This window comes from Fibrobacterota bacterium (assembly GCA_019509785.1).
Lineage (GTDB): Bacteria > Fibrobacterota > Fibrobacteria > UBA11236 > UBA11236 > Chersky-265.
In genome coordinates, this window is sequence record JAEKLQ010000028.1 from 100226 (window position 1) to 106463 (window position 6238).

8 protein-coding genes are annotated in these 6238 nt (G+C 60.5%); 2 read left to right on the top strand and 6 right to left on the bottom strand.

Features of this window, described 5'->3' with window-relative positions:
* Positions 1 to 4: 4 nt before the first annotated feature.
* The 3 genes from JF616_06535 to JF616_06545 are packed head-to-tail and all read right to left on the bottom strand — an operon-like array spanning position 5 to position 2076.
* Positions 5 to 961, bottom strand: a complete 957-nt coding sequence (locus JF616_06535; protein ID MBW8887402.1) for a hypothetical protein — start codon at positions 959 to 961, stop codon at positions 5 to 7.
* Positions 962 to 971: 10 nt separating this feature from the next.
* A complete protein-coding gene (locus JF616_06540; GenBank protein ID MBW8887403.1) occupies positions 972 to 1583 on the bottom strand; it encodes a hypothetical protein in 612 nt (203 codons plus the stop codon).
* A gap of 10 nt (positions 1584 to 1593) precedes the next feature.
* Entirely contained in the window at positions 1594 to 2076 is a 483-nt protein-coding gene (locus JF616_06545; protein ID MBW8887404.1) for a carboxypeptidase regulatory-like domain-containing protein, read from the bottom strand.
* 166 nt (positions 2077 to 2242) lie between these two features.
* On the opposite strand from JF616_06545, the gene JF616_06550 reads away from it, so the two are divergent.
* Positions 2243 to 3190 carry a hypothetical protein gene (locus JF616_06550; GenBank protein MBW8887405.1) on the top strand — a complete coding sequence of 316 codons (948 nt, stop codon included), beginning with the start codon at positions 2243 to 2245 and terminating at the stop codon, positions 3188 to 3190.
* A gap of 274 nt (positions 3191 to 3464) precedes the next feature.
* Positions 3465 to 3989, top strand: a complete 525-nt coding sequence (locus JF616_06555; protein ID MBW8887406.1) for a hypothetical protein — start codon at positions 3465 to 3467, stop codon at positions 3987 to 3989.
* Here JF616_06555 and JF616_06560 read toward each other — a convergent pair.
* From JF616_06560 to JF616_06570, 3 genes are all read right to left on the bottom strand, one after another.
* Positions 3950 to 4213 (bottom strand): hypothetical protein, encoded by a 264-nt coding sequence (locus JF616_06560; GenBank protein ID MBW8887407.1) that lies wholly within the window; start codon positions 4211 to 4213, stop codon positions 3950 to 3952. The two genes, JF616_06555 and JF616_06560, sit on opposite strands and share 40 nt — an antisense overlap.
* 12 nt (positions 4214 to 4225) lie before the next feature.
* On the bottom strand, positions 4226 to 5206 hold the full coding sequence (locus JF616_06565; GenBank protein MBW8887408.1) for an SUMF1/EgtB/PvdO family nonheme iron enzyme: 981 nt from the start codon (positions 5204 to 5206) through the stop codon (positions 4226 to 4228).
* Positions 5206 to 6238 (bottom strand): hypothetical protein (locus JF616_06570; GenBank protein ID MBW8887409.1); only part of this gene is annotated, 1033 nt, incomplete at its 5' end. The genes JF616_06570 and JF616_06565, both read right to left, overlap by 1 nt.

Genomic DNA, 6238 nt, shown 5'->3' on the forward strand with positions numbered 1-6238 from the left:
CTCCTCAGGCCTGTCCCTGATTCGACGCCGCGTGCCCGTCCGGAGGCATGTCGCCGCCGTCATGCCATGCCGTCATGTCCGACAGGACCTTCTCGTCCTGCACGTTGGGCGGATAACCGAAATCATTGCGGAAGTCGGCGATCTGCTCCTCGCGCGTCGATCCCAGATAGCCCAGGTTGGCCAGCATCAACGGGACGCCGGCATCCCCGTCGCCGATGCGGAGATGGATCTTGTTGCGGTACGATTCACCCTGCTTCCCGTTGGGATCCTCCCAGGCCAGATCGATCCACTCCAGGGTATCCGGAACGGTAAACTCCGCCCATCCTTCCCCGTCGGCGGTGCCGTTGCGGGTCGCGCCGTCCGCGCCTTCGCCGCTCCAGGCCGTATTCGGGATCGGGTTGCCATGCGGGTCGGTAAGGCGGATGGAATATCCGACCGGGTCCCCTTTGCCCGGGCTGGCGGGCGCGCCGGAATCGTCCGCCTCGGGCTGGCCGGGATAGGTGCCGCCTTCATGCCAATCCATGAGGGCATCGCGAATGTCGTTGATCTCGCCCGTGGGTTCCAAGCCGAAATGCGTCTGGTAGGCCATGACTTGATCCGCCAAGGTCGCTCCCGTATAGCCGAGATGGGTGAGGCGCTTTACGCAGGCCTCATCGTCGGCGGAACGGACGCCCACATCGAAGGTATTGCTCCAGGGGAAGCGATCCCCCGGGTCCCCGGATTCGGCATCCGCGCTTTCCCACTCCAGTGAGAGGGTGGCGAGGCTGTGATCCTCGATCGGGATCTCGGCGATGCCGTATTCGTCGCAGGTATACACGGTATCCGGCGCATCGGCGATCCGGCACTTCGCGTACGGGAGCGGATCCTTGAACGGATCGGTGAGGCGTATCCGGTAACTGCAGGCGAGATAGGCCATCGCCCCGGGCACTTCGCCATCCCAACCGAATCCGCGCGCGAACATCTTATACCCCTCAGGCCTGGAACCGTTTTTGGGAATTGCGGAGATCGCCGTAGGCGACCTCGGCGAACATGGCATGCGACTTGCCGCTCGCGTCGATCACGTCCAAGGAATAGGTCTGATCCATGGGCGCATCCTCGAAAAGCACATCCACCGTCTTTTCCGCCTTCTCGTCGAATTCGCTGATGCGCTTCCGGCCCTCGAACGATCCATCATCGGATCGCAGATACAGGCTCTCGTTATTCGCCTGCGCCTTTTCCGGGGTCAAATCTATCCGGATGCGGATAGGCCCCTTCTCGAACTTAGTATCCCCGAAGCTGGCGTTGGCATCCAGCACGACATGGGGTTCCATGGCCATATCCACCACCGCCCCTTTGAAAGACACCGCCACTTCCGCCAGGGCCCCCGCTACGCCGGCCAAGGAGGCCGCTACCTTGCCTACCGCCCCCAGGGCCCCGCTCGCCAACCCGCTTACCGCCGCCTTCGCCGTCGCGGCGGCTCCCGATACCGCCCCGCCTACCGCCGCAGCGGCACCCGCTGCCGCGCCGCCCACCGCGCCGGCCACGTCCACCTTGGGGACGTCGATCTTAGGCGCTTCCACCTTTACGTTCAATCCGAATCCCATGCGCCCTTCCTTAAGCCCCGTTGGACGACTTGACGTGCCCGGGCACCGTCTTGGCCGTCGGGTACTTGAGTTTCGAGATCCCGATCTTATAACCGTTCTTCGAGGAGGCCAGGGTGTACTCGCCTTTCACCAGCCCGGTGAAAGAGACGAAGCCATGGGCATCGCAGGTCGAGCTGCCGCCGGTAGGGCCTTTCAGTTCGACTTCGGCGAACGGCACGGGTTGTTTCTTGGCGTCGATGATTTGGACGTGGATGCCGTGGTTCTCGAAATCGTCGGTGTCTTCGACCTTCTCGAGCCAATGCGGGTAAGCGCCCGACGAGGAGGACGTCGTCGCCGCGGGGCGGGGATCGATCTCCTTCTCGAAAAAGAAAGCCTCCAATCTCCGTTCGTCGGCTTCCACGCCGGAAGCGCCGGCAATATCCTTGCAATGCCCATCCACCCCGTGGGCTATCGGCGTTACGGAATCGGCCAGGGTGGTGCCCCTCAAATCCATATAAGCTGCCCGCGGCCGTGCCCGAGTAATAGGGTTTGCCTCCCGCGGGAAGGGCGGAGAGCATCAATTGCATTTCCCGTGTGCCCCAGCGCGACCTGGGCTTCTTGTCCGGGCCGAATTGGTTGAGCCAAAGGCTGGGCATGGACTTGAGATAGGCCGCCAGCATTTGGGCGCGCTCGAAAGCGATCTCCGAACCGGCCATATCCTCGTCTCCGCCGGCATGGCCGACCAGCAGGACCTGGGCCTGCGGAAAGGCCTGGTGCTTGGCGATGATTTTCTTGATCCCCGGCAGGGCCTGGGGGAGCAGGAAGCTTTTATTGGCGTCGAAGATCATTCCCATCAAGCGCACGCGATGGGCGACGTCCTTGGGCCCGCCCACCGGCAAAGGGCCCGATTGGAGTTCGGCGCTGTCGCGGTGCTTGGCCCGGAAAACGTAATTGCAGTTTTCCAGGCTCTTCCCTTTGGCGTCCTTGTAATTCGGGGTCCAGAGCGTGGTATCGGCCTTGGCTTTGCCGCCATCGAGAAACCCGTCCATGGAGGCGATTTTCTCCAGTTCCCCGTTCGGGAGCAAGGCATGCACCGTGAAGCCCACCCGGGTAAGGTGGCTGCTTTCCGGCGGCAACTCCCCTTCCACCGAAAAGCCCATCTTCTGGTTGAAGACTCCGCGTTCCGCGTCCCAGACCGGATTGAAGAGCCGCACGGCGGACTTCTTGACGGGCTCTTCCGGCGGGGGCTCGACCGGGGCCGTATCCAGGAGCCTATCCTCCAGGGAAGATTCCTCCTCCAAGGGTTTATAGGAACGCCCTGCGCCGCCGCTCTTGAATTTCTTGAGCGCCTCGTCCAACGATCGCAACTGCGCTCCGCCCGTCCCGGTGCGCAACGCATCGAACTTGCTTCGGAAGGATTCGCGGTCTTTGTCGATCAAGGCGCGCTCCGAGGGAAAGGCTTCGTAGGGCCGGAAACCGTTCCCGGAGGGGGCGGCGGTTCGGGCGATTCTACCTGCAAACTATTAATCCGGACTATTGATGGCACTGGGATTCGGCCAGGGGCGGTTATCTGGGAGGCCAAGCGGGGCGGGGCCTGGAGGGAATTCGCCCCTCCGAAAAATTCTTGATACAAACCATGGCGTTCAGGCTTCCAATACCGAATAGGCTTTACCGCAGTCTTCTTGGTCATGGCTTGGCTCTTGGGGCGGCATCAGACTCTGATTGAGGAATCTATATAGCCGGACACAAAAGGGATGTGACGGCCATCAACATCCTATCAGGGAGAACCAGGGGTGGATGGGGATTTCGCCAGGACCCTACGGGCGGGCCAAGCCATGGGTAGCCATTCCCTCAGTCTGTCTTGATCCTCGAGACGTGCCTTTGGGATGGCGGGTCCTCGCCATGGATGAAGGCATCGAGGAAAGCGGCTACGGTCACGACTTGATCCACGGGCGGGAACCCCTTGCACCAGATTTGCGCGCCTTTCCTATCCCGGCAATGAATCCGGATTGCCCTTACCCGGGGCCCCCTTCCTCCTACCGTATGGACTTCGAAAGGATCCGGGAGCAACTCCAATGTCCTTTCCAAGGACCCGCGGCGAAGCCGAATCTCACGGGAGCCTCGGACGAAAACGAGGATGGGGGTTATCTCGCGGGGGACGAACTTAAGGGTCAAGAGGCCGGCGGTAAACACGGCGAACGCTCCGAATTGGAACTCCCTGTCCTTGGAGATGCAGAAAACCAGGACCGCAAGGAAAATGGCGAAGACCGCGAAAGCCCGGATATAGGACTTGAGCCTGATGTCGGTCGCCCGGATCTCAAGCCGGTTTCCGTCCATGGATTCGATGGGAAGGGTGTCGTCGAAATCGAATCCGGTTCCCTCCGGCTTCATCGCCTGGCCAGCATCCACGCCACGACGCCGATGTAATAGATCACGAAGACCAAGGCCATGCCTTTGCGCCGGGAGCCGCTTCCGGCGGAAGCGGACCCGCCCTGTAACATGTAAGATACCCCTTGGGCGAAAACCCCCGAGCCTAGCAGGAAATTGGCGAAGAGGGGGCTGCCCGGCGAGTACCCCCGCTTGAGGCAAGCGATGCCGAGGACGAAGGCGCCGGTCACGATGAGCAATAGGCCCAGGTATTTCTTTTGCATGGACTCCGGCTTTCAGCGGACTTGAAGGACGGTGCGGAAGCTTCCCCGATCGTCCGGGTCGCTGTATTGCCGGTTCCTGACCCTCCTGGTTATGCTGCCAGGAACGTTCAATTCCGGGCCCCGCATAACGGCAAGATCGGATCGGGCCGTGAATATGCCGGGCTCAGGTACACCGGCTTCCATTAACGCGATACCCCGGGTGCGGGTATCGTCATGTCCATACGGGTTTTCGCGAATGGACGTCGCGTAATAATTCTCATCGTACCCGTCGTTTACCCATTCTTTGAAATTGTCCAGGAGATCATGAACGCCCCAGGAATCGGGCCGCCCGTAGGCCGCGGGGTGCAATGAAGAGTCGTTGTCGGCGGGGCGATCCGTATCCCCCCCGGAGGCTTCCGCGTATTCATACTCCGCTTCGGTGGGTAGACGATACCCGTTTGCGGTCATGTCCACGGCCAACCCGGTGAGGATGGAGTCCTTGATCACGAGCTCTTTGGAATATCTCCTCTCGACTATCTTGCACCCGGAGAAGCTGTAGACGGGCTTCAGGCCGTCCCGCCGGCTTTTGGCGTTCGCGAAAAGGATGGCCTGATACCAGCTTGGCAACACGGGATATGCGCCACCATGGCGATCTCCGGGAGGCTTGCCTAGGAGGGCGTTCCAGTCCGCCTCGGTTACTTCCGCCGTATCCATGAAGAAATCCCCGACTACGACGGAATGGCTCGGCAATTGATGGGAGATCCCTACGCTCATCCCCGAATCGGCGATATGCTTCGCCTCGGCGAGGGAATCATAGGGCCCGTCGAGGCCTCCCATCCGAAAGGTTCCGCCTTTGATCAAGCGCATGCCCTTGGGAGGATGGGCCATGACGGAATCCCGGTTGGGCTTCCATTTTGGGGCGGGCGGCATCGGCAGGGTTACCTCCTGCTTTCGGCAGGCGCAGAGGGTGAGGATCATGAGGATAACGATTGCACCCGAGACGGAACGAATCATTATCTTCTCCAGGGCGGAAGGTATCCGCAGCTTCCGTTTTGGACTAGTGGCTCTGAGGGTAAAAGCGTCTTGCCATCGCCGTTCAAATCCAGTTGCGCCACCAAGTCATATTTGTATTTGCCGTTATTGGCGCGGAAGCTCGCCTGCGGATCGTCCAACTTCCAGCGCTTGAAGAATTTCCGGCCGCCCTCTTCCCCTTCATGCTCCGGCTTGGCTTCCACCGTCTGCGTTTCCGGGATCAATATCTCCTTTTCCTTGCGGGAGAAGTAGATGTCTTCCTCGAAGAGCATGGTGACGTCCTTCGCTTCCAGGCGAACCTTGAAGCGCGATTTCCCGTCCAGGAACATTCCCGCCTCGACGCAAAGGACCAGATAATATTGGTATTCCGTAAAGGATCCGTTCTCGCCGATCGACTCGGAGAGGATTTCGCCGGGCGCCACGTAGCAATCGATTTTGAACTTGGCCAGGATCTCGTGCAAGCGGTAGATCTGCTTGCCCAAATCCCCTTTTCCCGATTGGCGGTTGCCCCGCTTGCCCCAGCAGGAATTTTTGGCCCACTCCTCCAGATCCGACTCGGTGAAGAGGTAAACCAAGGCCGTGCCCGCGATCAAAAGCAATCCCCCGATCAGCAACCATGGAAATGCCGCCATTCCCAAGAAGGCGCTGCCTTCGCCGAGAAATTCCAAAACGCCCCCTACGCCGAGCGCGACGGAAGAAAGCGCCGTCAAGGCGAAACCGGCCGCAAGACCGTAGTGCCCCTTCCCCAAATTCAGGATCGCCTTCCGGGTATTCAGGACGACGTCGATCAGGACCCCGATTACCCCAAGGATCAATCCGGCCAGTTCCGCGCCGAGCTTTTTTATGGTTTGCTTAAGCAAGCCGCACAGGGCCTGGATGCTGTCGGATATGGCGCTGGCGATTTCACCGGCGCCCCAAAGCTTGTCCGAAGAATTCCGGGCGTTCCCGAATTCGCATAAGCAATGCAGCAGGTTCCCGATTTCGAGGGACAGCAGAAGCCATTTGCTGATCTTT

Excerpts from the sequence above, each read along its gene's own strand:
- JF616_06560 (MBW8887407.1), bottom strand. The coding sequence starts at position 4,213 with ATGCAAAAGAAATACCTGGGCCTATTGCTCATCGTGACCGGCGCCTTC.
- JF616_06540 (MBW8887403.1), bottom strand. The coding sequence starts at position 1,583 with ATGGGATTCGGATTGAACGTAAAGGTGGAAGCGCCTAAGATCGACGTC.
- JF616_06555 (MBW8887406.1), top strand. The coding sequence starts at position 3,465 with ATGGATGAAGGCATCGAGGAAAGCGGCTACGGTCACGACTTGATCCAC.
- JF616_06565 (MBW8887408.1), bottom strand. The coding sequence starts at position 5,206 with ATGATTCGTTCCGTCTCGGGTGCAATCGTTATCCTCATGATCCTCACC.
- JF616_06535 (MBW8887402.1), bottom strand. The coding sequence starts at position 961 with ATGTTCGCGCGCGGATTCGGTTGGGATGGCGAAGTGCCCGGGGCGATG.
- JF616_06545 (MBW8887404.1), bottom strand. The coding sequence starts at position 2,076 with ATGGATTTGAGGGGCACCACCCTGGCCGATTCCGTAACGCCGATAGCC.